The sequence below is a fragment of the Pseudidiomarina indica genome, from assembly GCF_900104245.1.
GTDB lineage: Bacteria > Pseudomonadota > Gammaproteobacteria > Enterobacterales > Alteromonadaceae > Pseudidiomarina > Pseudidiomarina indica.
In genome coordinates this window covers 21,891-47,968 of record NZ_FMXN01000014.1, presented here as the reverse complement: position 1 = coordinate 47,968, position 26,078 = coordinate 21,891, and the positions used below count along the sequence as shown (strand labels likewise).

General features: G+C 47.4%; 21 protein-coding genes, 1 tRNA gene and 2 pseudogenes. 9 read left to right on the top strand and 15 right to left on the bottom strand.

What is annotated here, in order from left to right; genetic code table 11:
• The 4 genes from BLP64_RS10830 to BLP64_RS09790 all read left to right on the top strand — a co-directional run.
• A partial coding sequence (locus BLP64_RS10830) for an SH3 domain-containing protein (RefSeq protein WP_176754934.1) occupies nt 1-304 on the top strand: 304 nt, incomplete at its 5' end.
• Between the two features lie 1,313 nt (nt 305-1,617).
• Entirely contained in the window at nt 1,618-2,778 is a 1,161-nt protein-coding gene (locus tag BLP64_RS09795; protein WP_092593875.1) for a hypothetical protein, read from the top strand.
• A 556-nt stretch (nt 2,779-3,334) separates the two neighbouring features.
• On the top strand, nt 3,335-3,487 hold the full coding sequence (locus BLP64_RS10825; RefSeq protein WP_162014622.1) for a hypothetical protein: 153 nt from the start codon (nt 3,335-3,337) through the stop codon (nt 3,485-3,487).
• Nucleotides 3,477-4,088: a Fic/DOC family protein gene (locus tag BLP64_RS09790; protein ID WP_092593874.1), complete on the top strand. Its 612-nt coding sequence runs from the start codon at nt 3,477-3,479 to the stop codon at nt 4,086-4,088. Before BLP64_RS10825 ends, BLP64_RS09790 begins: the two co-directional genes overlap by 11 nt.
• A gap of 42 nt (nt 4,089-4,130) precedes the next feature.
• Here the strand turns inward: BLP64_RS09790 and BLP64_RS09785 are convergent.
• The 5 genes and pseudogenes from BLP64_RS09785 to BLP64_RS09765 form a co-directional block, all read right to left on the bottom strand.
• Nucleotides 4,131-4,346: pseudogene (locus BLP64_RS09785) on the bottom strand (transposase); the annotation flags it as partial.
• Between the two features lie 43 nt (nt 4,347-4,389).
• Complete coding sequence (locus tag BLP64_RS11025) at nt 4,390-4,638, bottom strand: transposase (protein ID WP_143001095.1); 249 nt, start codon at nt 4,636-4,638, stop codon at nt 4,390-4,392.
• Nucleotides 4,639-5,080: 442 nt separating this feature from the next.
• The gene (locus BLP64_RS09775) at nt 5,081-6,064 is read right to left on the bottom strand and encodes an alpha/beta hydrolase family protein (protein ID WP_092593872.1); all 984 of its coding nucleotides are present in this window, start codon (nt 6,062-6,064) and stop codon (nt 5,081-5,083) included.
• Nucleotides 6,065-6,747: 683 nt separating this feature from the next.
• A complete protein-coding gene (locus tag BLP64_RS09770) occupies nt 6,748-7,785 on the bottom strand; it encodes an Abi family protein (protein WP_092593871.1) in 1,038 nt (345 codons plus the stop codon).
• 289 nt (nt 7,786-8,074) lie between these two features.
• A protein-coding gene (locus tag BLP64_RS09765) for an IS3 family transposase (RefSeq protein WP_092593870.1) occupies nt 8,075-9,231 on the bottom strand; the annotation gives its coding sequence in 2 pieces (ribosomal slippage) (nt 8,075-8,994 and nt 8,994-9,231; 1,158 coding nt in all).
• A 154-nt stretch (nt 9,232-9,385) separates the two neighbouring features.
• On the opposite strand from BLP64_RS09765, the gene BLP64_RS09760 reads away from it, so the two are divergent.
• Nucleotides 9,386-9,904, top strand: coding sequence for an RNA polymerase sigma factor (locus BLP64_RS09760; RefSeq protein WP_199286062.1), 519 nt, complete (start codon nt 9,386-9,388; stop codon nt 9,902-9,904).
• A gap of 63 nt (nt 9,905-9,967) precedes the next feature.
• Complete coding sequence (locus BLP64_RS09755) at nt 9,968-10,624, top strand: hypothetical protein (protein ID WP_092593868.1); 657 nt, start codon at nt 9,968-9,970, stop codon at nt 10,622-10,624.
• Between the two features lie 35 nt (nt 10,625-10,659).
• Here BLP64_RS09755 and katG read toward each other — a convergent pair.
• The 4 genes and pseudogenes from katG to BLP64_RS09735 all read right to left on the bottom strand — a co-directional run.
• Nucleotides 10,660-12,096 (bottom strand): annotated as a pseudogene (gene katG / locus BLP64_RS09750) (catalase/peroxidase HPI); the annotation flags it as partial.
• Nucleotides 12,097-12,173 (bottom strand) — tRNA-Arg (locus BLP64_RS09745).
• 91 nt (nt 12,174-12,264) lie between these two features.
• Nucleotides 12,265-13,314 carry a lipoate-protein ligase LplAB gene (locus tag BLP64_RS09740; protein ID WP_092593881.1) on the bottom strand — a complete coding sequence of 350 codons (1,050 nt, stop codon included), beginning with the start codon at nt 13,312-13,314 and terminating at the stop codon, nt 12,265-12,267.
• A 62-nt stretch (nt 13,315-13,376) separates the two neighbouring features.
• Nucleotides 13,377-14,918, bottom strand: a complete 1,542-nt coding sequence (locus BLP64_RS09735) for a serine hydrolase (protein ID WP_092593866.1) — start codon at nt 14,916-14,918, stop codon at nt 13,377-13,379.
• 143 nt (nt 14,919-15,061) lie between these two features.
• Between BLP64_RS09735 and BLP64_RS09730 the strand changes: the two genes are divergently transcribed.
• On the top strand, nt 15,062-16,588 hold the full coding sequence (locus tag BLP64_RS09730; protein ID WP_092593865.1) for a leucyl aminopeptidase family protein: 1,527 nt from the start codon (nt 15,062-15,064) through the stop codon (nt 16,586-16,588).
• A gap of 96 nt (nt 16,589-16,684) precedes the next feature.
• Here BLP64_RS09730 and cydB read toward each other — a convergent pair whose 3' ends face one another.
• The 3 genes from cydB to BLP64_RS09715 are packed head-to-tail and all read right to left on the bottom strand — an operon-like array spanning nt 16,685 to nt 19,370.
• Nucleotides 16,685-17,686, bottom strand: coding sequence for a cytochrome d ubiquinol oxidase subunit II (cydB, locus tag BLP64_RS09725; protein WP_092593864.1), 1,002 nt, complete (start codon nt 17,684-17,686; stop codon nt 16,685-16,687).
• 3 nt (nt 17,687-17,689) lie between these two features.
• A complete protein-coding gene (locus BLP64_RS09720) occupies nt 17,690-19,084 on the bottom strand; it encodes a cytochrome ubiquinol oxidase subunit I (protein ID WP_092593863.1) in 1,395 nt (464 codons plus the stop codon).
• Between the two features lie 40 nt (nt 19,085-19,124).
• Nucleotides 19,125-19,370, bottom strand: a complete 246-nt coding sequence (locus tag BLP64_RS09715; RefSeq protein WP_092593862.1) for a hypothetical protein — start codon at nt 19,368-19,370, stop codon at nt 19,125-19,127.
• A gap of 157 nt (nt 19,371-19,527) precedes the next feature.
• Here BLP64_RS09715 and BLP64_RS09710 point away from each other — a divergent pair, with 157 nt between their 5' ends.
• Both BLP64_RS09710 and BLP64_RS09705 read left to right on the top strand, forming a co-directional pair.
• Nucleotides 19,528-21,603, top strand: a complete 2,076-nt coding sequence (locus BLP64_RS09710; protein ID WP_176754968.1) for a S9 family peptidase — start codon at nt 19,528-19,530, stop codon at nt 21,601-21,603.
• 73 nt (nt 21,604-21,676) lie between these two features.
• Complete coding sequence (locus BLP64_RS09705) at nt 21,677-22,189, top strand: TIGR00645 family protein (RefSeq protein WP_092593861.1); 513 nt, start codon at nt 21,677-21,679, stop codon at nt 22,187-22,189.
• Between the two features lie 4 nt (nt 22,190-22,193).
• Here the strand turns inward: BLP64_RS09705 and alr are convergent, their stop codons facing one another.
• The 3 genes from alr to dinB all read right to left on the bottom strand — a co-directional run bounded on the left by alr (nt 22,194) and on the right by dinB (nt 25,924).
• Nucleotides 22,194-23,303 carry an alanine racemase gene (gene alr / locus BLP64_RS09700; RefSeq protein WP_092593860.1) on the bottom strand — a complete coding sequence of 370 codons (1,110 nt, stop codon included), beginning with the start codon at nt 23,301-23,303 and terminating at the stop codon, nt 22,194-22,196.
• Between the two features lie 64 nt (nt 23,304-23,367).
• A complete protein-coding gene (locus BLP64_RS09695; protein ID WP_092593859.1) occupies nt 23,368-24,741 on the bottom strand; it encodes a Na+/H+ antiporter NhaC family protein in 1,374 nt (457 codons plus the stop codon).
• A gap of 100 nt (nt 24,742-24,841) precedes the next feature.
• Nucleotides 24,842-25,924: a DNA polymerase IV gene (gene dinB, locus BLP64_RS09690; RefSeq protein WP_092593858.1), complete on the bottom strand. Its 1,083-nt coding sequence runs from the start codon at nt 25,922-25,924 to the stop codon at nt 24,842-24,844.
• Nucleotides 25,925-26,078 lie beyond the last annotated feature (154 nt).

The window sequence follows — 26,078 nt, the reverse complement described above, 5'->3', positions numbered from 1 at the left end:
GTGCGCCATGGGCAAAATAAAACTCTTCTTATTATTACTAGGGGTGCTTGGACTGGTGACTGGATGTGGTTCTTCTAAAGAAAGTCTTCAACTTCATGAAGCTACAGTAATGTTGAAGGAACCGGGGTTGCAGAATTTGGACAACCCCGATAAGCAAATTGCGATTCTACCAACGGGAACTAAAGTTGTTATTCTTTCCAAGGAATATGGCAAGGACTATTTGGCATATGAAGTTGAAACAAGTGATGGGCTGAAAGGGTACATAATTCACTCAAACAAGATGACCCTAACAAACCCAGATTAACGACAGCTAAGGATGGGAAACAAACCATTTTCCATCCAGTTGTTCCCACACAATAAATGGGTATCGTTGTGAAAATAAACAGAACTAAGCTGGCATATATCTTAGCTCCAATATTTCCGGCACTGTATATGTTGGCAATACCGTATTTGTCAGGCTCATCATATACAGGGCGACACGATATTTTATTGGTTTTATTATTCTCATTATCGGTAAGCTACTTGTCATGCCTGTTACTAGGCTTTCCGCTTGTTAAATTTTTAAGGAAAAGAAACTCTTTAAGTCTTGTGAATGTGGTCGTCGGTGGAGTCCTATTGGGAATGCTGGTCTATTACGTGTTTGGATATGGATTTACCGCACTTCTTGATTCATCAATGGAAAGTGGATCACTTATTCAAGTGTTAGCTTGGGGCGCAGCACTAGGTGCGTTGGTAGCGTTACCATTTAGTCTAATAGCTGGATTCCCTCTCACCCACCCAAAGAAGACGGGCTGATACAAACCTGCAATAGAGTACTTTAAATTGTCTAATTGTTCCCACCGATCGATCGGTGGGACAATAATCACAATCTGAATGCATTACTAGCAATTGCCAACCATTGGTAAGGCCTGAGATTTCCCGACACCTTTTATGGTAAAAATGTAACGATAACCATAAGAGGTAAATCATGGGTAAAGGTATCCAATATTCGGACGAGTTCAAACAAGAAGCCGTAAATCAAGTCGCAGTGCATGGCTACAGTGTCAATGATGTTCCTTGCCGGCGAGTCAAAGAGCGGTACCGGTTCATAAAATCTCGTAGTTCACGTTATCCCGTGAGAGTTTTGTGCCGAACGTTAGACATTCACCCCAGTGGCTATTATGACTGGCTTAAATCGCCAGTCAGTAAGCGGGAGCGTGAAGACCAACAGCTCGCGCAAAAAATATAAAGACAACAGGGAGCGCTACAGGCCAGTAAAAATGGCGCACCCGACAGGATTTGAACCTGTGACCTCTGCCTCCGGAGGCCGCCGCACGTTGCTGGGTGTGTTTGATATTTACCGTTAAAACAAAGAGTTAAGTGGGGTTTTAATTTGGGGCAGCCCGCAAAAAGCACGCCTTTTTAGATCGTTAACCGTCTATCTTAGTCACATAACTCAATTCGAAAAATGACCATTACCCAACAAAAAAATTGTGATTGTGACAAAATTATCTAAGTCCTTGTGTCGAATATTTTTGACATGTATAACTTAGATTAGTAACTCGCCAGTGAATTCAGCTAGTCTGAGTTGCGCCTTGAGGGCATACATTGCCATTAAGATCATGATAAGGACATACTATGAATAATTATAAGGAGCTTTCTCAGTGCTTATTGCTCACATTATTCGCCGGGTTATCGCTTTCAAGCCAGGCTCGGGAGATGCAACCGCTGTTGGAGTACGGTGCTTTTGGAGAGACTTATAAGTTGGTGCAAGAGCTTGAGCCGGAGGGCTATCGAGCGCAGATGCTTGCTACCTACTATACCTTTGTAGGCCGCCAGGATTTAGTTTACGACATCGAAGAAATGCTGCCTTTACCTGATAAATGCTTAGAGGATGGTGACCCTTCACTATCGTCTGCAGAGCACTGGGCAGAAACCGCGTTCAATGACTATAAAATCGTGATGATTAACGAAAACCACTTCCACCTGGCGTCCAGAGTCTGGTTGCTGGGTATGTTAGAGAGCTTTAAAGATCAAGGTTTCACGCATATTGGTTTTGAGTCATTTGCGCCGGGCGATAAATACCCCGATGAAGGCTTTTATACCCATGAGCCGACATTTGCCGCAATGGTAGAGCGAGCTCATGACCTGGGTTTTGAGGTATTTGGTTACGAATCGACTAAGGAAGTGCCTGAAGGGGCCTCTGCCCTTGAGGTTCGCGAACAAACCCAGGCTCAGAATATTGCAGACACCATAGATGACGCAGACTCCGATTCCCGCTTTTTGATTTTCGCAGGCTGGGGTCATATCGCAAAATATCCTGTGGGCGATGACGAACAACTTTGGATGGCGGCTCGCTTTATGCAGCTTACCGACATTGAGCCTTATTCGATTGATTTAGTAAGCTGTGTGTATCACGCAAGCCAAGTCGCCCGGCCTGAACGCGGCAAAGTGATGCTCGATAGCGAAGGGGCGCCTATATTAAAAGGTCGATTCGGTCCGCTGGTTGATGCGCAGTTACACCTGCCAACGATATCCGGAGAGACTAAATCCACGGGCTTCTATCGTCAGGCCTTGGGTGAGGCAGTGTCCATACCCGAATCTCTGCGCCATACCGAGGAAACCCGACTGGTTCGTGCATTTAAAGAATCCCGATCAGACAGCATCGTGCCCTACGATCAGGTTCTTTTGTTTGCTGGCGAGAACTACCCCCTATATCTCGGATCCGGGCACACGTACGAACTCATCAGTGTGGATGAAAAAGGGGAAATACAGAGTAGGGAAACTATAAACCTGTAATACACGCCGGTATTCGGTAAAAGATTTGTGCGAGGTACTGGATGCCTACCGCAGCACATTTAAATACTGGCAGCGACGAGATAAACGTATTTCGCCAGAAGCGATCAGGCTCCGCAGTCTGGTGCGCAAAGCGCTAATGGCTCAGCCGGCGCCAGAACACTAGCTGACATGATTACCAATGATGATGCGCACAGCATTACGCTGACACGTTAGCGCGCTGGGCGCTTGATGAAGAAATTAAAGCTACCTCAGCCTCCGGAGGGCAGTCACGGGTTCGGTGGTAAATCGTTAAAGCTAGGTATAGCAAGAGTTTAAGCGGTGTTGTAACTTTTTATTTTGCGTCGAAATCGACACTTTTGAGACCGTTTAAAGACAAAATTGGTCACAGGAAACCGAAGTAGAAATTTCAATTTTTGACCTTTGCCTCGCGACAAAAAATTCTGAACATCCGAAAAATCCTGAGTTTTTAGGTGGAAAAAATTCCACCGTATTGGACATGGCTTAGACGAGTGGCATAGGTTATAATTTATGCGACTCATCATAAGGGTACATGATAATGAAACGCACAAAAAACAGCCCAGATAAACAAGAGCGCTTTGTTCCAAATATTGAGAACTTCAAAACCAGTCTTGGGTATGAAGGCCTTAAAATGAAAGAGTCTTCTGAAAAGCAGTCTATCGCATCTTTAAAACGTAAATATGCGAGATAAGTACGGCGTTGGGCAAGATCCGTATTGTTACCCAGACGCGGATGCTTTGGTTAACAAGCTCAATATTCGCGATGAGGAAAATCTAGCCGCTGCCGAAATAGAATTTACTACCCTACGTTATAAATCCTACACATCCACGATATTAGACATTCAAGAGTTCACACTCGAGCATCTGCAGCGTTTACATCTGCATTTATTTCAGGATGTATACGATTGGGCTGGCGAGTTACGAACAATTGATATTTCAAAAGGCGCAACTCGATTCTGCACGGCGTCAAGAATAAAAACTGAGGCTGATAGATTATTTCGCCAAATTCCTTTGCTAAAACATGCAAAAACACCTGAAGTTTTCGTGCGTGATGTGGCTGATTTATACTGCGAGATTAATTTATTACATCCATTTCGGGAAGGTAATGGGCGTGCGCAACGATTCTTTTTTGAAGAAATGCTATTTGCACTTGGTTATGATGTATTGTGGCCTGAAATATCGCAGCAAGAGTGGGTCTATGCCAATGTTTCTGGTGTGAATCTCGATCTTCAGCCACTTGTCGATATTTTTTCGAGCGCCATGAAGACAAGAGCAGAGTTCAATCAGTACTAGCACTTTCTACGCATAACTACTCCTATTTTTGGGGGGATTACACTCACGGATTTCAACCTGCTCAGGCGTCATCGGGCTGGCTTTTGGAGCCTTACCGGCGCGTTCTTCTCGTAGCTGCTTTACCCATTTACCAAGCGTTGAATACCCAACGCCCATGGCATCGGCGGTTTCCTTGTGAGAATACCCTTGGTCGACGACTAACTGTGCTGTTTCCAGTCTAAATTCCGGGCTGAAGTTAGGACGGTTCTTCTTTGTCATTTTGTCACCTAATTTTGCGATGCTGTCATCATAACAGCTCTAATCAGGTGGCCAAATTAACTATGTCACTACAAACGTCTACGCCAGAGTGGAGTTTACGCCAAATAAGGCGCTTTTCTTGGCTATGCTTACGGACTTTCCATTCGCCGAAGATTTTCAGCCCTGTGGCATTAAACACCACGTACGCTACAGGGCCTGCGGGGCGTGGTATTTTTACCTTTACCGTACGAGCCCGTTTGCTGGCAATGCTGTAGTCGGGACTCCTAAGCGGCACATCCATCAACTTAAACAAGGAGTTTAAAGCCTTCGGTGCTGCGCAAGCTGAGTTTATGCACCGCCTGAAGCATCATGAACATGACGATAGCCTGGTCGCGGTATGCAGGTCTCTGCCTCGTTTGCCGTATCATGCCACCACTGAGTGATAGGTTTATTGTCGAACCAGAACGTCACTGAGCCTCTGATTTTTAGGGCTTTATTGTATTCAGACCAGTTTTTAACTCGGTATTTGGTTTTGCTCATTACGATGTTCTGTATCGGCGTGGGTTCGGCGATCTGCTCAACGCGAACTGAGAAAGTTCCCTTATTTGTTCAACAAGACCCTGCTGCGGTGGTGCTCATGGCGATATATTTCTCGTACCACCGCAAGGAATAGGCATAGTTCTGGGGCAGTATCAACACCAGCTTAAAATTTCCGAATTAGGACATTTAGCAAGTGTTCACTAACAATCTAGACGCTAATTGTTTAAAACTGTATTCAGCCAGCGGAACATATCTTCTCGAGCATTATCGGGCAGAGCATGTCCTGCGCCGCTATAAACTTTTAGCTCGTACTCGTGTCCGCTTTCGTCAAGCGCTCTTGCTAATAGATGTGCTTGCTCAACATCTACTCGATCATCAGCGTCACCATGCAGAATTAAAACTGGGACGTCTGGCAGCTCATCAGCCCAGAATATGACGGAACGTTTAGCGAGTTCTTCTTCGCGATTATCTTCGAAGTTAGGTACCCGCTTTAGATAAACGTCAATCATCTCAGGACGGTCTTGCAATGCACGTTGGTGGTCAGCATTGCCAGCTTCAAAAACAAGTGCGCGAATGTCGTTGCGGTTTCTAGCAACCTGCATCATTTGGGACGCGCCCCGGCTGACACCCCACAATGCGATACGATTATGGTCTACATTCTCCATACCATGCACAATATTTAAAAGTTCACGGGTGTCGTCTACATCTGCACCACCAAACTCATCATTCTCACGCAAGTTACTACCAATAATAGTGTAACCATTAGCTGCCATATCTAGGTATTTTAAATATAAGTTGACCCATCGGATTTGCCCATATTTGCCGTTGCCTCCACGATGGTAGACCAGTACTGGAGAGTCGCTCCCTGCATTTACAGAGCGAAACATAAACCCAGGTACTTCTGTGCCGTCTACTTGATAAGTGAAACGCAGACACTCATAACGATTCTTTCTCATATCAAATAGCTGTTCGCTGAAGACATGGTTAATAGCTCTGCTCTCCATTTGTGTAAAATCAGCGATGATAGTGCGTAAATTGCTAGCATCATCATAAGGAGGCGCGAAGCAGTCAGTCTGTTCCGTAATGGCCGAATGGCTGCTGAAAAACTGGCCGTTGTTCGAGGCAGAATTTGCACTGCAAACTACACCAGACATTAATGAAATCAAAAAAACTTTTAACGCTAATTTTGAGAGTGCCATTATAATAGTTACCCTACTTTATGTACCATTGGTTCCACGACATTACAAGATTACTTAGGTTTGAGCAAATATTAGCCAGCGTAAAGTAGTACCAACGAAAAGGTGGGTAAAGGTCAAAAAATTATACCTCAAAAATCCGACCTAAAAATTCTGCCACAGATTTGCCACATATCTGCCACATGCATTTTTTAGGCGAGTTTTAGCGAATTTGGGCAAAGGTCATGCGTGATTTGAGGGTGACCTCAACTCATAAAAAGAAAAGTAATGGAATTTGCAGGGGAAATGCTCTGAAAGCCTTTGATGGCGCACCCGAGAGGATTCGAACCTCTGGCCTCTGCCTCCGGAGGGCAGTCACGGGTTCGGTGGTAAATCGTTAAAGCTAGGCGTGGTAAGGGGTTAAGCGGTGTTGTGGCTTTTTATTTTGCGTCGAAATCGACACTTTTGAGACCGTTTAATGACAAAATTGGTCACAGAAAACCGACTCCGAAATTTCAATTTTTGACCTTTGCCTTGCGACAAAAAATTCTGAATCTCCAGAAAAATCTGAGTTTTTAGGTGGAAAAAATTCCACCTCGGTGAACTCACTTGCGTGACATAAATTCATAGGCTCGAGCATTAAAAGTAGAATATTGCAGTATCTAATTTATGATAATTAGCACTTAATACTTATCGATCCGTCTAGCTCAAGCAATGTGATGTACGGCTAACAAGTTCCTTCCGTTTTTGAATAAGTAAGCTGACTTTTTAGTTTTAATTATCGAGGACAACTCTCTTTTAAATTTAGCTGTTTTCAGCGAAGGGAAATCTTCGGTGGCTCGGTTGAGATGTGCTTCAAGGCCGTCCTCACTGCACAGCCAAAGAATTTGCTTATGTAAAGAAGAGTTGTTGTAATCGTCGTATATCTCTTGAGACATCCAGCGAAGTAACTCAGTGTGCCTGCTGTATATACTTCGCAAACGCCTTATACTTTGTTTAGGTGTACTTGGACTGCTATCAAGAATAGTCCGAGAACCGTGCGTATTTAGCTGACCATTAGACATCGGAGGCTGTTCAGATAATAGGTTACCTAGCTTCCAAATCGGTTCGTGATGTGCAACACGATTTCTGAAGTTTCTAATTAGTTCCAGTCGATAAGATAACTTTGTCTGTTCTATATTTGAGTTCCATTGGTTGCTTTTAGATACACGATGGTTGGGATATATTTGGCTTAATGTGTTGGGCCAGTCAATATCAGGGCATTTTTCGACTAATGAAGACCAAAATCCGAATGTAAGGCTGGATACAACATCATCGGCGGAGGGGCTTCTTGAGCCGGCTAATGGTCTACCATTTCGTCCATGATGAGTTACCGAATGAATGTTGTTAAGGCCTTTTTTGTTCAAAATAAAACTGTTATTGATTTCTGAGTTATACCAATTACAAGAAGATTGATGACCAATGGTAGCAGAAGCGCTCTTAGTCCATTGGCGATCTTTGAAGTTTTCGACTACCTTTTTTTGTTGATTAAAGTATCTGACACTTAGAGCCGAATGCATTCGATTTCTCATTATTATTTCAATTAAACTGATGAGTTTAAACATAGAGTGAGAAAGCGCCTCATTCCACTGGTAGCATCCAAAAATTTGGTCATCGCAGAGTGTTGATCCAAAGAAAACTTTATACGCATTAATTCTCGGTGTGGATAAAGCCGAGAATGTTTCTTGTAAATTTGTTGGCCTCATGTTTTATCCTTGGCTAATTATTCATAGTCTGGCAGCTCGAATAGTTACCATATAATCCTTTAGTGCGGATTGATGTAGAGGCTTGACATTACACAATGCATCAATGATAATCAATCACGTAAGCGCTTGTGGCGTTAACCGAAGAACCGCAAAAATATCAAGGTTTGTAGGGTTACAAGTAGCAATGGACAGAAGGGAGATACTTAAGTATCTCCCTTTTTTCTTTCTAAATAACATAAATCCAAGCCTATGGTTTGACAGAATCTCTTGTGAATAGAGTGAATCGCCACTAGTTCACTAGACACTCAGTAGCCTCGTTTTTAAATCGTTTTTCATACTCTACTGGTGAAAGCTGATCGTTAAAACCATGTCGGCGTTTCACGTTGTAAAACATTTCGATGTAATCAAAAATATCGCGACGTGCATCATCTCGATTTGAATACACCCTTCGTTTAATACGCTCACGCTTTAGAAGTTGGAAAAAGCTTTCAGCAACCGCATTGTCGTGACAGTTTCCGCGACGGCTCATGCTTCCTTCTAAATTATGGCTTTTAAGGAATGTACTCCAGTCGTGACTCGTGTACTGATTTCCTTGATCCGAGTGAACGGTAACGGTTTGTTGGGGATTTCTCCGCCATACCGCCATGAGTAGCGCATCAAGCACCAACTCTTTGGTCATTCGCTGTTGCATCGACCAGCCAACCACGGGACGTGAGAATAGGTCGACTACTACCGCGAGATAAAGCCAGCCTTCGTGAGTTTTGATATACGTGACATCAGTCACCCAAGCTTGGTCTGGTTTATCCGTGCTGAACTGACGATTAAGTCTGTTCGGCGAGACGACATGAACACTACCGCCGCGATGACGTGGTTTATTGTAACCGACCTGAGCCTTAATTTTGCTAAGCTTCATCAGTCGATGAACGCGATTGACGCCAATGTTTTCGCCGTACTCACGCATATCGCTGTATATTTTTCGATAGCCATATACACCACCTGATTCGAGCCAGAATTGCTTGATCAGGCCAGCCTGACGCGTATCACGCTTCTGGCGCTTTGAGCGGGGATTTTTGAGCCACGCATAAAACCCACTAGGGTTCACTTCCAGAAGTCGGCACAGCTTTCGTACTGGCCAGCAGTCCTTGTGCTCTTTGATAAAGGCGTACCTTAGTCGGACTGCTTCGCGAAGTACGCCGCGGCTTTTTTTAAAATGTCACGCTCTTCTGTGACGCGTTGGAGCTCTTTGCGTAGTCGCTTCAGCTCGGCCTGTTCCTCATTACGGCTCTTGTTTGCCTCGGCATCCGGGCCAAATTTCTTAACCCAGGCATAAAGGCTGTGAGTTGAAACATCGAGCCGCTTGGAAACATCAGCTACCGAGTGACCTCGGTCGGTGATCTGGCGGACTGCTTCGATTTTAAATTCGTCGGGGTATCGTTTGTTGGTCATAAGCACCTCTTGTATGCCATTATCTATGGCTACGAGGTGTCTAGCAAATCAGTGGCGATTCACTCGTTTGAATAAAAATTTTACTCACAGTGTGAGATAAGTATTAAATCAGCGAATCACTGTCGCAAGTAACACGAACCAGAGCCGATCAACGATGAATGACAGAACAGAGCCAATGATCCAAAACACGGAAGCGTTTGAGCAATTACTCGAGTCACATCGCGGTATTTTGTTCAAAGTCGCCAATACATACTGCTGGCAGCCGGATGACCGAGCTGATCTGCTGCAGGAAATGGCGACTCAGTTATGGCGCGCATGGCCTGACTTTGACCCGACTCGCACTTTTTCGACCTGGATGTATCGCATTGCATTAAATGTCGCCATTAGCTATTTGCGCAACCAGTCGCCGCATCGACGGAACCTGGTGTCAATGAGCGAAGAGCATCACCTGGTTGCAGATCCGCAAACGGCTGAGCAAACATCTGAGATGACCCATCACCGCCTGCTATTACATAACTTTATTGAGCGCCAGACAGCTTTGGACAAAGCCTTACTGTTGCTCTATCTGGAAGAGCATTCGCAGCGGGAAATTGCTGACATTCTGGGTATTACGGAAAGCAATGTTTCGACCAAGATTGGTCGGCTGAAACAGCGCTTACACGATGAGCTGTGAACATGCACTTAAGCGGCAAATGAAGTAACAAAGTAAGTAACAAATTAAGCAAAGGACATCACCATGGAAACTCATGAACTAAAAGCGGCCTGGCAAGCTATCGATAAGCGCTTCGAGCGAGAAAATCGCTTAACCTGGCAGTTATTGCGCGACCAACGGCTCGACAAGGTACGCAGCAGTTTGTGGCCTTTGATTATGGGCCAATGCCTGCAGATGCTATTTGGGATAGTTTTTATTCTGCTGGCCGTTCTGTTGTGGAACACCTCGGCAAAGCCTGTTGCGACTATGATTGCCGGCATTGTGGTGCATGCTTATGGTGTCATCGTGATCATTACCGCCGGGGTGGTGTTGGGCAAACTCCGGTCAGTCGATTACGCGGCTCCCGTACTCGCCATTCAAAAGCAATTGGCGCAGGTGCGTCGTTACTACGTGATAAGCGGCATGATCGCCGGTCTGCCCTGGTGGTTTATGTGGGTACCCGTGCTGATGGTGCTGATAGGTCTCACGGGCGTTGATTTGTATGCCCATACGCCCTGGACAGTCTGGTCAGGTATAGCAGTGGGCGCCATCGGGTTGCTTAGCACGGCGTTGTTTCACCGCTGGTCACGCAGCAGCAAACGGCCAAAACTAGCTCGCTATATGGAAGATTCCGTCACCGGTTCCAGTTTGCGCAAAGCACAGTTGCAACTAAGCGAGTTGCAACGCTTTGAAGAGGATTAAAAAAGCCGCTGGAGCAAACAATGCTCCGGCGGCTTCGATGAACCAAAGACCAAGTCAACGCGGGTTGCGGTGAAGCGGACGTTACCGGTGTTACGCTCGACAATTTCATACGAGTTCTTGCCGGTTGGTTTCCACTGGTAGCCCATGTCGACTAAGTGCACGAAGAAGTCATTCGACAGCGTGCCCACACGGTCGGTGAAGACCCCATGTTTGCTGCCACCATAGTTCACACCCAGAGTCCGCATACCACCTAAGAGCACGGTCATTTCTGCTGCTGTTAAGCCCATCAACTGTGCTTTATCCAGCATCAACTCTTCCGGCTTCGACTTAAAGTCATGCTTTAAGTAGTTACGGAACGCATCATGCACAGGCTCTAGTGGTTCAAAGCCCTCGATGTCGGTTTGCTCGGCAGTTGCATCACCCCGACCCGGAGTGAAGGGCAGAGTAATTTGCACGCCACCGTCTTTCGCGGCTTTTTCAACCGCAGCGGTGCCACCAAGGACAATTAAGTCCGCTAAGCTTATTTTTTTCGCTAAACCGCTTTGAATACCTTCCAGTACGTTAAGTACTTTCTGTAAGCGGGCTGGCTCGTTGCCTTCCCAGTCTTTCTGTGGGGCTAAACGAATTCGTCCACCGTTGGCACCACCGCGATTATCTGAACCACGGAAAGTACGTGCGCTGTCCCATGCCGTTGCAATCAGTTCCGCTACCGTTAAATTGGTTGCCAGAATCTTGGCTTTCAATTCACTGATTTCACTGTCAGACAGCGTGTAATCAACCGTTGGAATAGGATCCTGCCAGAGTAAATCTTCGCTCGGCACGTCCGGGCCCAAATAACGGCTTTTCGGACCTAAATCGCGGTGCGTTAGTTTAAACCAGGCACGAGCGAACACGTCGGCGAAGTATTCCGGGTTGTTATAGAACTTCTCGGAAATCTTGCGGTATTCCGGGTCCATCTTCATGGCCATATCGGCGTCGGTCATAATTGGGTTCCGACGGATGCTTGGGTCTTCCGCATCAACCGGCATATCTTCTTCTTTGATATTAATAGGCTCCCACTGCCACGCGCCGGCCGGGCTCTTCTTCAGTTCCCAGTCGTAGTTCAGCAATAAGTGGAAGTAACCGTTATCCCATTGCGTTGGGTTAGTGGTCCAAGCGCCTTCTAAACCACTGGTCACCGTATTGGCACCAATACCGCGACTCTTGTGATTATTCCAACCGAAACCTTGATCTTCCAGTTCTCCTCCTTCAGGAGCATCACTTAAATCTTCAGCATTACCATTACCGTGGCATTTACCCACGGTGTGCCCGCCCGCCGTCAGAGCGCAGGTTTCTTCGTCATTCATCGCCATACGCTTGAAGGTTTCGCGCACATCTTTCGCTGTCCGTAATGGATCAGGATTACCGTCCACACCTTCCGGGTTCACATAAATAATACTGAGGTACGTACTATGGAATAGTCTTTCGATAGATGGCGCACCCGAGAGGATTTGAACCTCTGACCTCTGCCTCCGGAGGGCAGCGCTCTATCCAGCTGAGCTACGGGTGCATACTGAATGGGTAGAACGGAAATGAGCGGGCATTATAGTGACCATCGCTGCGCCTGTCCAGATGGAATTTGCGCAGGATGGCCAGTAATGTTAGCTGATTTTGTAAAGCCATTCGTTTGTGTGGAATTTTTCATCAACGAGCTGTTTAGCGGTCGTTAGTTCGTCTTCAAAGTAATCCCCAAGCTGGCTGCTGTAGCGTTTTGAGAAATGTTCAATAAAGGCATTGATAATGGTGTCGCGGGAGAGTCCGGTTTGACTGCGCATGGGATCAACGCGTTTGTTTGCGCTGGTGGTGCCTTTGTCAGAAAGTTTCTCTCGGCCGGTGCGTAATACTTTGAGCATACGGTCTGCATCAATGTCGTAAGCCATGGTCGCATGGTGCACAGTAACGCCATTGGCGTAGCGTTTTTGGGCGGCACCGCCAATTTTCCCTTGGGTCGAAGCAATGTCATTAAGGGGAACGTAATGGGCCTTAATTCCAACCTCCGCAAGCGCGGCTAATACCCATGTATCTAGAAACTCATACGACTTTTCGATGCTCATGCCGTCCACTAAAGAAGTCGGCACGGTCAGAGAATAGGTAATGCAGTTGCCGGGCTCCATAAACATGGCTCCGCCACCTGTGACACGCCGTACCACGCTCACGCCATGCTGTTCAGCCGCCGCCATATCCACTTCATTTTTAACCGACTGGAAGCAACCGATCACGACCACTGAGTCGTCCCAATCCCAGAATCGTAAGGTGGGCTGACGTCGGCCACTAGCGACCGATTGGGCAATCACTTCGTCCAAAGCAACATGTTCTACGGCGGGTAACGTCACCGGTGGGATAATGGTGAATTCATGATCAAACCAACTGCTGGCTTTCCCGAGCGCGCGACGCACTGCGGTTGCAATTGCTGGTGGGGAAAAGCCGAACAGCATCACATCATCGGTTAACACGGCTTGCACTGCTTGGGTAATCGCTTGGTGGCTGGCGTCTTCTGGGAGTCCAATCAGCGCCTGATTGATATCATTCAGAGCGCTATCAGGCTCAAGAAAAAAGTCACCAGAAATACTGGCTGAGCTAATTTTGTTATGAGTGACTTCAATGTCGGCAACAACCAGCTTGCCACCAGGAACTTTAAATTCTCCGTGCATCATTTCACCTGTAAGGTTTTGAGCGAATGAACCTAATTTATCATCAATGGCGAGCGGTCGCACTACTGGCGTTGTAACCGCAAATGATGGAAATCAAAACTGAAGTCGGTAAACGAAGCAATCGCTTTTAACCGCGCTTCGGTAACTTGGTTATCACGTGTTACGGTGAAATCAATATAAGCATCAGCCTCTAGCAGTGGCTCATCCCAATACACCACAAAGGTATCGCCGTTATAGTGTTCGAGTCGCCCTTGGAGCAGCGGAGTATGGGTAAAATGAATCCGCAGTTCACCTTGCTGCTCGGTAATCTCAATCGCGCCATACCAATTGTCGCGATAACTTCCGGCGTAGCTTGCTAATGGCAACGGCTCGCGGATGAGCGCAGGGCGGGTGAGTTCAAAAGTAGCCTTTTTTTGCATGGCCTGCTGGTATTTGGCTTGTTCCTCGGCGAGCCAATCTCGGTTTGGTAGTTCTAATAAATCCTCAATGGCTTCTTGGGTGATGGCGGTGAGTGCACCGAAGGCTTGTTGATTGCTCATCACAGTAATGGCAAAGCGGTGCTCAGGAATAATTGTGGTCAGCGATAACATGCCCAGAATGCCGCCGCTGTGAGAGATTTGTTTCACCCCAAACTCATTTTTGACGGCCCACCCTAATCCGTAGGCTCGAAATTGCGTGCCATTTGCTGCGGCGCTTTCCGACACCACTAAAGGGGTTACCGTGTGCCACAACTGTTGCTGGGAGGTTTCACTAAAAATCGGCGTTCCGTCCGTGGTTTTACCTTGGTTTGTTTGCACCAACAACCACTTAGCAAAATCATTCGCGTTACTAAGCATCGCACCGGCGGCAGCAAAATCTTCGAGGTAATCGAGGGGGAACCGATGTAACTGAGCGTCTTTTTCAATGGTACCAATCGCTAGGTTGGTCGCAGTGGGAGCTACCTTGGAAAAGCCAATCACGGTGTCGTTCATGCCCATGGGCTCGAGTAGAAATTGGCGGACAAAATCATGGTAAGGCATGCCGCTCACTCGGGTTACGACTTCACCTGCAACAACATACATGATGTTGTTATAAGCATATTTTTCGCGCAGACCGTTGGCTAATGGCAAATGAGGAATACCAGCCAGAATGTCAGCCATCGTTTTGTCGGTATTCGGCCAGATCATTAAATCCCCAGCGCCCAGCCCTAAACCTGTACGGTGACTCAGTAAATCGCGGATGGTGACGTCAGCAGTACGCACTGGGTCGGCTAATCGAAATTCGGGCAGGTGTTGAATGACTTTGTCATCCCAGTTCAATTTGCCCTGTTCAACCAGCAACGCTAAGGCGGTAGCAGTAAAGGCCTTGGTGTGTGACGCCACCCCAAATAAGGTGGTGGCAGTCACGGGTTCGTTGGATTGAATATCGCGCACGCCAAAGCCTTCGGCGAGGATAATGTTGCCATCTTTCACGGCCACAACGGCAAGGCCGGGAATGTTAAAGGCCGTTAGCGCTTGGTTGGCAGTCGCACGAATGTCATCGGCTTGTTGCGCGTGTAAGGCGGTTGGATTCGTAGCAGTTATCAGGCTACTGACAAATAAGGCAATGGAGACGAATCGACGCATGATGTTTTCCCTGAATGGATTTGAAATCACTGCCAATCTAACCTTGTCGCAGGGAATAGGCAACTTGCCCGAATCCGTCGCCATTGCTGCTCAAATTTAGTTACAATGGCGAACGGACTTTATTTTCTAGTAGAGGAATAACTATGAAGGCAGTGAGATTTGTTGCGTTAATTGCAGGGCTATTGCTGTCGGTGCAGGCATTTGCATCGCAGTTTGTAATTAATCATCAATTTGGCCAAACCGCTCCTACCCAAGCTGACGTGCTGGTTGTGTTTGCACACCAAGGGCAGCCAGTGACGGTTGCAGGTTGGTCGGCTGAAGCACAGCAATTGTTGAATGATGCGTTACAAGCCAATGAATTTACTGGCAAGCATGGCGAGCGCGTGGACGTGTTGGCGCCCGCGGGCGTTGCAGCCAAGCGCATTATTGTGGTGGGCTTAGGTGAAGCTGATCAGTTAACTCGTGTTAAAGCTGAGTTAGCCGGAGCAAACTTGGTAGGCGTGTTGCCACAAGAGCGCGCAGTGACCTTGGTTACGACTGCAGTGAATGACGCCAACGCTGTTGCTGCCATCGCCCATGGCATGGATTTGAAAAACTACCGCTTTGATAACTACAAGAGTCAAGCAAAAGCACGTCAGCAGGTCACCTACCAGTGGCATGTTGCTGATAGCGCAGCGGTTCAGCAGCACTATGCTGACTATGTAGCAATTGCTAAAGGGGTATTTTTAGCACGTGACATCACCAACCTACCTGGCGGTGATGGGTACCCACAAGCTATTGCTGAAATGGCTGCCAAAGCGTTGAAGCCCTACGGAATCAAAGTCACGATTTTGAAGCCAAACCAAGTTCGTAAAGCAGGCATGGGGGCGCTTTATGGCGTGAGCCAAGGCAGTGAGCACAAAGCTTACTTGTTAGCCGCGCAGTGGGAAGGCAGCAAAGATCAACCGATTGCGTTAGTTGGTAAAGGCAACACCTTTGATACGGGTGGTTATAACTTAAAAACCTCATCTGCATCCATTGTCAGAATGCAAACGGATAAAGCAGGTGGTGCGGCAGTATTAGGTTCAGTCATGGCCCTGGCTGCACAAAAAGCGCCTGTGAACGTGGTTGCGGTGGTTCCTTTATCGCACAACTTGATTTCTGGAACTGCATTACTTCCTGGCGACGTGGTGACCGCTGGTGATGGCACCACCATTGAAGTGGCGAACACCGACGCTGAAGGTCGCTTAATTCTTGCGGATGGTATCTGGTATGCGCGTGACAAATTTAAGCCGCGTGCAATTGCTGATATCGCGACGCTCACAGGGTCTAAAGTTGGTGCACTAGGCAACGTTTATGCGGCCGTCTTTAGTGATCAGGACGATATTCTTGCAAGCATGAAGCAAGCAGGTGAAGCAACCCAAGAATTGGTTTGGGAATTACCATTAGGTCCATACCCAGGCATTATCAGCAGCAATTTGGCTGACATTAAGAATACCGGTTCTCCGGGTGCCCAAGCAGGTGCCATTTTCTTACAGCACTTTGCGAAAGACACGCCATGGATCCATATCGATATGGCAGGTAATGCGTTCAGCGAGTCACCTCGTGGCATTCATCCTGCAGGTGCAAATGGCTACGGTGTTCGGTTACTCACTGAGTGGGTGAAACTGTACTCAGCACAAGCTAACTAAACTAAGAACGCTCGAATAATAAGGCCCGCTAGGGTGACGGTGATCACCCCAGCGGCCCATAAACCAATAAACCAGAGCCAACGCTGCCAAACTGGTTTAGTCATGATACCCATCACCTTCTTGCACTTTGCCACGGAACACCCAATAAGCGTAACCAGTGTAGAAGAAGATTATTGGCAATAGTACTACTGCGCCAGCTAACAAGAACGCGAGGCTATTATCGGGGCCTGCAGCTTCCCACAGGGTAATTTCAAATGGAACCAGATAGGGGAAGATGCTAATTGAGAAGCCCAAGTACGCAATAAAGAACACCCCTAATGCCCACCAATAAGGTTGTCCTTCACGTTTTTTCACCAAAGCATTCAGTAAACCACTACCAATGCCTGCAAGTAAAAATGGAATCAGCCATAGTGCCGCTGAAGTTGGCCAGTTTAACCAGCGGTCGGCAACGTTTTCAAAGTGAGAAACAAGGAACATGCTGACACCAGCAATAGCGATAATCAGTAAGACTGCCGTGTTTATTGCGATACGATAAGCCCGACCTTGTAACTGTCCATCGGTTTTCATAATCAACCAAGTGGCACCAAGGAGGGCATAGCCAACACAGACAGCTAATCCTGAAAAGATGGTGAATGGGCTGAGCCAATCAAACCAGCCTCCGGAATAGGCGCGGTCGGTCACGGCGATACCCTGCAACATGGCGCCCAGCATTATGCCCTGGCAAAAAGTTGCGACCATTGAGCCAGCCATAAAGGCGATATCCCACCAGTGTTTGTTGGCGCGGCTTTTAAACCGAAACTCAAACGCAACACCGCGGAAAATGAGCCCTAAAAGCATGGCTATTACCGGCATGTAGAGGGCGGGCATCAGGACAGAATAGGCCAAGGGAAACACGGCGAGTAATCCGCCACCGCCAAGTACGAGCCAAGTTTCATTACCATCCCAGACGGGGGCAACACTGTTGACCATGCGGTCGCGGAATTTTTCTTCTCGGAACCAAGGAAACAGAATACCAACTCCCAAGTCAAAACCATCCAATGCAACATAAGCGAATACCGCAATTGAGATCAGCACCGCCCAAATTAATGCATAATCCATCACTTAACCCTCCTCGTGATAAAGTCGCTCAGCGGCCATAGGAACGCGTGCGTATTCAGGGATATGTGTGTGTTCTGGGTTGCTGGCCATTTTTCTAATCATATATACAGCACCAGCTCCGAATACGATGAAATACACCACAATGAATGCAATAAGACTGCCGGCGACACCAACTGCATCAATGGGTGAAACTGCATCTTGGGTTCGGAGTAATCCATACACAACCCATGGTTGGCGGCCAACCTCTGTGACAATCCAACCTGCAAGCACGGCGATGAAGCCAGATGGTCCCATCCAGACCGCAGCGCGCAACAAGGCGCGTGACTCATACAAGCGCCCACACCAACGTAAGCAAGCAGACCAAATACCCAGTACGACCATCAGCACGCCTAATGCAACCATAATGCGGAATGACCAAAATACGATGGGAACGGGAGGCCATTCATCGCGTGGGAAGGCATCGAGACCAGTAACTTCAGCATCTATATCGTGTTTTAGGATAAGGCTGGCTAAACCTGGTACCTTTATCGCGTAATCAACTTTTTGAGTTTCTTCATTGGGCCAGCCAAACAAATACAATGGCGCTTGTGTTTCACTGGTGAAATGGCCTTCCATTACGGCTACTTTAGCTGGTTGATATTCCTGCGTGTTCAATCCATGTAAGTCACCCACAAATACTTGTAGGGGGGCCACAATCAATGCCATCCACATAGCCATGGAGAACATTTTTTGTGCTACTTCCGAGCGTTTTTCTTTGAGCAGGTGCCATGCACCAACGGCGCCCACAACAAACGCAGTGGTGAGATAAGCCGCAAGTAGCATGTGAACAAAACGGTAGGGAAATGACGGTGTAAAGATAGCCTCAACCCAACTGGTGACGATATATTGGCCTTGCTCGTTGAGAGCGAATCCTGCCGGTGTTTGCATCCAGCTATTAGCCGCTAGGATCCAAAATGCACTGAGCACGGTACCGAAGGCAACCATTAAGGTCGCGAAAAAATGTAAGCGCTCACCCACCTTGTTCATCCCAAACAGCATGATGCCAAGGAAACCAGCTTCAAGGAAAAATGCGGTAAGTACTTCATACCCCATGAGCGGGCCAATGACAGGTCCTGCTTTGTCTGAAAATACGGCCCAGTTCGTTCCAAATTGATAACTAAGTACAATTCCAGAAACCACGCCCATACCAAAAGCGACAGCAAAAATCTTTACCCAATAACGGTATAGCTTTTGGTAAACGGGGTTACGTGTTTTAAGAAATAGACCTTCAAGAACAGCTAGATAACTAGCTAACCCGATAGTAAATGCAGGAAAAACAATGTGGAATGCTATCGTAAAAGCAAACTGGAAGCGTGCTAAGAACACGGCATCTGCTTGCGCGAATAAACCGTCAAGCATTATCGACCTCCTTACGGACAAAGTTACTCTGTCGTTTGGTTTATGGGGTTATAGACCGATACGATTTCTGCAATTGCGCATGGATGGTATCGCGATCGAACCAACGCCCCGCTACCATAACCCCTGCGTTGTGGCGCACTGCTTCAGCGTCATACAGGGGAATGGTATACAATAAAACAAAATCCGTACGAGTATTAGGGTTAATTGTGCCAAATTTCTCATGATCACTGAAATACTGGCCTGCACGCGCTTTAATCAGACGTTGATGGCTTTGTATTATGCTCACCTCGTACGTTTTGTTGGTACTCGTTGTAATTCTGTTGTTTGTCGCATGAACTATCGTGCTAATCGGATTCGTTCACGCCAACCAAGTAAAATGGATTAGTCTGTCCTAATTCGTTTTTTCGTACACTGTATTTCGTGCAACACAACAAGGGTTCATTATGCGAAAACTATTTGTACCTGTTTTACTTGGCCTGTCTGCGATCTCGGCTTTCATGGGGGCGACACCTGTCGCAGCGCAGCAATCTACACAACTTCTCCAATCGGAAGATATCTTCGCATTGGAGTGGGCTGATGGTGTGCAAATTTCACCAGATGGGCGCTACGTCGTTTATGTCCGTCATGGATTCGATATTATGAAGGATAATACCAAGCGTAGCTTGTGGCTGGTGGATACAAAAACTGGCGCTCATACTCCTTTATTTGATGATGCTCACAGTTATGGTAACCCGAAGTGGTCCCATGACGGCACCCGATTAGCATTTAGCTCAAATCGTGACGGCCGCAGTCAAATTCATGTGTACCACGTCACTACGAAAACCTCGAGTGCAATCACCGAGGTGCAAGCGACACCCAGTCAGTTTTCTTGGTCACCGAATGATCAACAGCTGGCGTTTTTAATGCCCGTTCCTGCTGAGAAAACAGCATTCGCCAAAGCCATCAAAAAGCCACAAGCACCGAAAGGAGCCTCGTGGGCTAAACCACCGGTAGTGGTTGAAAGAACCTATTATCAACGGGATGGGGCCGGCATTTTACCGGATACCTATAGCCAAATTTTTGTGGTACCAAGTGATGGGGGAACGGCCCGTCAGCTTACTTCAGGCCCTTATAGCCACAGTGGTCCGTTGGCGTGGGTTGATGAAGGAAAAGCCATTGCCTTCAGTGCGAACCGCAATGAAGATTGGGAATACGATGTTAATGAATCGGATATCTGGAAAGTCGCGGTGGCCGACAGCACATTAACGCAGCTAACCAATCTGCCAGGGCGAGAGTTCTCGCCAGTCACTTCACCAAATGGCAAGCAGTTGGCGTTTTTACACCGCGGTAACGACACCATCCCTTATCATAATACTAAATTGCGCGTCATGCAGTTAGCGTCTCAGCAACAGCAAGAACTCCTCAGTGATTTTGATCGCTCCTTAGAATCACCGTTATGGCTGAGCAACGACCGTCTTGCCGTGCAGTTTGCTGATCGTGGTCTTTACAAATTGGCTGAAGTTCGCCTCAATGGCACACTTGTTGAGTGGGTGTCCGATGTTGGGGGTACTTCTGTTAGCCGTCCTTATTTAAGTGGCATGTACTCCATTGCACCGCAAGCTAACAAAGTGGCCTACACGCGTGCCAGCAGTTACCGTCCGGCGGATGTTGCAGTGTTTGATATTCCACGTCGTGGTACGCCGAAAGTCACGAATTTAACTGCTTTGAACGAGGATGTTCTTGGTTATCGTGAATTAGGCAAAGTTCATGAATTCACCTATCAGTCGAGCTATGACGGTACCGAAATTCACGGCTGGTATATTACTCCGCCTAATTATGATGCCAATAAAAAGTATCCATTATTGCTAGAAATCCACGGCGGACCGCATTTGGCGTATGGGCCGATGTTTGCAGCCGAGCATCAGCGTTATGCCGCGGAAGGTTATATTGTGTTCTACAACAACTACCGTGGCAGTACCTCGTATGGTGCTGAGCATGCATTAAAACTGGATGGGTTTTATGCGTCCGAGCGTGACCACGCAGACCATATGTCGGGTGTGGATGCGTTAATCGAAAAAGGCATTGTTGATACCAACAACCTCTTTATTGCCGGTGGTTCAGCTGGCGGTATCGCGACCACTTATGCAGTTGGGCTTACTGATCGTTTCAATGCGGCAGCAGCGACGAACCCGGTGATTAACTGGATTAGTAAAACGTTAACGGCGGATAGCTATATGGGACAGATTAAAAACCAGTTCCCAGCCATGCCGTGGGAAGACTATGAGCATTATTGGCAACGTTCACCGCTATCCAAAGTTGGTCAGGTGAATACGCCGGTGCTGTTATTCAGTGGTGAGAATGATCGTCGAGTTCCAATGTCTGAAATCGAACAGTTCTACCAAGCATTGCAATTGCGCAAAATTGATACGGCCATGGTTCGCGTTCCTGATGCAGCGCATGGGGTGACGGCGCGGCCATCAAACATGATTGCAAAAATTGAACACACATTGGCGTGGTTTAAACTTTACCGAAAGAACTAATTTAGTGATCTAAATCAGGCGCGATAGCATTTACTTTGTTAAGCTATCGCGTCTTTTTTATGAAGGAGTCGTCATGCAGCGGTTGTTAGAGACGATAATTTACAACCTGCGATGGATCTTGGCGCCAATTTATATGGGGTTAAGTGTTGCGGTACTATTGCTCGGGGTGAAGTTCTTCCACGAGCTAGCAGTGGTTATTCCCCACATCTTAACGATCAAAGAGGTGGATTTAATTCTCATTACGCTCACGTTGATCGATATCGCCCTAGTTGGGGGACTATTAGTGATGGTTATGCTGAGTGGTTACGAGAACTTCGTGTCAACGCTCCACATCAATGAGACCAGCGAAAAGCTGGCCTGGCTGGGTAAGATTGACTCTGGCGGGCTGAAGAACAAGGTAGCAGCATCGATTGTTGCGATTTCATCCATTCACTTATTGAAAGTGTTCATGAATACCGAAAATATCGATTATGACACCATCAAATGGTATGTCATTGTCCACTTAACTTTTGTTGGCTCAGCGTTTGCCATGGGATATTTGGATAAAATTGCCCGTGAAAGTGAATTCCGCTGCGGCAATCGTTAAGCCGCTAGCAGTGAATTCGTGGGACACGTGCGGTCACATTAGTCAGTAAATCATAGCTAATGGTACCGGCGTGTTTCGCCACGCGGGTCACACTTAAGTGAGGCCCCCACAATTCTGCTTCATCCCCTAAACCTATGGTTGGGAAGTCTGTAATATCCACGGTAATCATGTCCATTGAAACGGTGCCAACCAGCGGCACCTCATGCCCATTAATCCAAACCGGTGTGCCATTTTTAGCATGACGTGGGTAGCCATCGGCATAACCAATGGCAATGGTTGCAATGCGGCTGTCGCGATTTGCCGTCCAAGTGCCGCCATACCCCACAGTATCTCCAGCGGGCACCTGATGAAGAGCAATCACTGGGGCGATTAAACGCATGGCTGGCTGCAACGGCTGTTCAAGCTCTGTCGGTAATTCCACAGGGTTATCGCCGTAAATTAAGATACCAGTGCGAATCCAATGGCTGGCATGATGGGGCATATCCAACGCCGAGCTTAATAACGCGGCCGAGGTTTCAAGACTGGTATGCAGGGTGGTTTCAGTCACTGCGCATGCCTTAAGAAACCGCTCTTGTTGAAGGGTGTTTAATGGGTGCACGGCTTTTTCGGCGTTCGCAAAATGCGACATCATGGTAATACTGGCAACATTCGGACAGTTTTTTAATGTCTCATAAACCGCTTGGGTTTCATCAACATGCCATCCCAACCGATGCATTCCGGTATCCACTTTCACCCACACTCCAAGCGGACGGACCGAACGCAGCATAAGAATGTCATCGAGTTGTTGCTGGTGGTGGATCACCGGTTGAAAGTTGTGATGGGCGCAGATCGGCAATTCGGCGCTACTAAAACAGCCTTCTAAAATCACTATGGGATGTTGAAAACCGGCATTACGGATCGTGATCGCCTCGTCAATAAACGCCACCGCAAACGCGTCCACATAACTGCTGATAGCCTCAGCAACAGCACACATTCCATGCCCATAACCATCCGCTTTGATAACGCCTAATATTTTGGCATCGCCTGCTAATTGGCGAGCGATTCGAGCATTGTGACGCAACGCTTGGCTACTAATTTCGGCACGAGTAGGGCGGAAATGAACTCCGTTAGCCATGGTAGCCTCTTAAAAGTTGCATGGAGGATGAGGTGGTGGTGAACAATGCCATACAGCAAATTCCTTAAATCATAATCAAGCTAACAATAATATATAGGATAAACGTGATACCCCCGGCGACCAGTGCATAAGGGAGTTGAGTTTTCACGTGTTCAAGTAAGTCACACCCTGAAGCTAACGCTGAAACAGCGGTAGAGTCAGAAATTGGCGAGCAGTGATCGCCAAACACCCCTCCGCCCAATACCGCGGCTAAAATAAGCGGTACGGGTAGATCCAAAGCAATAATCATCGGCGCAGCGATGGGAATAAGAATGGCAAAGGTTCCCCACGATGTTCCGGTGGTAAAAGATACAATGGCACCCACTAAAAATAGCATCGGGGCAATGAGATACAGAGGAAGAAAATCCCCCACCAAGCTTGCTAAAAACAGCCCAGTACCAAGTTCACGTAAGCTACTGCCTAGTGCTAATGATAACAGGACAATGGTGACGAGCGGAAGCAATTCACTCATCCCTTTGAAGCCAACTTTTACCAGCTGATGGTGATTCTGTCGGCGGCTTAGCAACAACATAAAATACGCAACCACACAAGCTAAGGCGGTGGCATATAAAACTGATTTAGAACCATCCCCTTGAGTTAAGTCTCCGTTGCCCGTCCCAATCATAAAGGCGATCATGCCAAACACCAGCACGGCTAACGGCACCAACATAAACCGCGCTTTACTATTGCTGGGAACATGCTCGGGAATGTCGAGGTGACCTTGAGGCCGTTGTTCGACCGCCTTTAATGGCCCATATACTTTGCCGGTAATTGCGGTATAAAACACGAAGGAAAGTGTTACTAACGCGTAAAAGTTGTAGGGAACCGTTGACCACAAGGTCACCACCGATGAACCAGGAATTCCTTGTTGTTCAATCATTCCTAATACATAGGCTCCCCAGCCATTGAGTAGGATTAAGATACAAACAGGGGCGCAGGTGCTGTCAATGAAGTAGGCCAGCCGAGCACGGCTCATGCCCAGTTTTTCAAACAATCCTCGCGATAAAATCCCGGCTGTTAACACACTTAAATTGGATTCAATAAAAATAATGACACCAGTGCCGACTGTTAACAGACTTGCGCTGCGTCTGGTTCTTCCTAAGCCCCGTGCGAGTAAGGCTTCGACAGTGGCAGCAACGCCACCGGATTCACGAATATAGGCTAACAATGAGCCGACTAATAAGCTGAAGATTAGGATGCGTGTGTTGCTCGGTGAGCCAAATACCGCAACGATGCGCTCGATGGTTGCCGTGAATGTAAGTGCTACCGAATCACCCATTTGCAGTGTGATGAGCAACTCTGAGGTGACAATGGCAAGCAGTAAGGCTCCGATCACTTCTTTGCGCCAAAACACGACGAGAATCGCGACTAACGGTGGTAATACGGACATCCAATGCATAGGGTGAACCTTGTTTGGTTTTAATTTTTGTTCGATAGACGAGGATTATGACACCTTGCTGTGGAAATTCCCAACATCACCGAGCGCTGATGGGGGGCGATTATTCTAAGTCAAGCTCGAGCTGCAGGGCATCATCAGGATCCGGCAATTGAACACTGATCCCAATTAAACGGACCCCTCGTTGTTGGCGTCGCTCCCATGCTTCACGAGCAAGCTGATAAAAAAGACTGGGCGAAGCGGTGCTGGTGGCTCGAGAAGCGGTCGTTTGTTGGAAGTCGCTAAACTTCAACTTCGTCGCTTGGCTCTTAATGTGAGCTTGTTGCCACCGACTAACGCGCAGTCGTCGCAATAACTTTGGCAATAAATCATCATGGATAAATTGCTCAACATGACGAAGCTGCTGCATGTCTTGGGGAAGTGTTTCTTCCACCCCAACACTTTTACGAATGCGTTCTGTCACAACGGCACGTGGATCGATTCCTTGGCAGCGTTGCCACAATAACCAGCCCGCTTTTTCACCCAATAGTTCTTGCAAATGTTCCACGGGCACTTGCTGCACATCGTGACCGATAAAAATCCCCGCGTAATTAAGGCGCTCTAAACTGCGTGGGCCAACGCCTGGGATTCGATTGAGCGGAAGCCCCGCTATGTAAGTGAGCACTTGCTCAGGGGCGACAACAAACTGTCCATCAGGTTTATTTTCCTCACTGGCGATTTTTGCCACCATTTTCTGATTCGAAATCCCGGCAGAGCCTGGTAATCCCATATGGCGCAATTGATGGCGGATGCTTTCCATCGTAATACTGGCGCTGCCGTGATATTGAGTGTTGTCTGTCAGGTCAAGATAAAACTCATCGATAGAGGCAGGCTCAACCAGCGAGGTATAAGTTAATAGCAACTGGTGTACTTGGGTGGAAAGCTGCCGATAATAGCCATGGTCTGGAGGGACAAAAATCAGCTCAGGACAGAGCCTTCGAGCATGCAGGCCACTCATGGCGCTGCGTACCCCAAATTGTCGAGCCAGATAATTGGCAGTTGCAACTACTCCGCGTTCCCCGCCGCCACCGACGGCAAAGGGGCGTTTTGCAAGCGTCGGTTGGCGCAATATTTCAGCGCTAGCGAAGAATGCATCTAAATCAAGGAGTGCAATTTTGCGTGCTTGCTCACGGAGTTGCTTAGACATGGACAAGAAATGTTTAACCTTGCAAGGAATCCCGCTATAATCGCAATTACGAGCCGAGCTCGCAAGCTCATCAGCAAATACAGGAGTCCACTGTGAACGTACTCAAAGTCGTAAAATCTAGCCGCACTTGGGTTGCTGCTTTAGCATTAGTGGC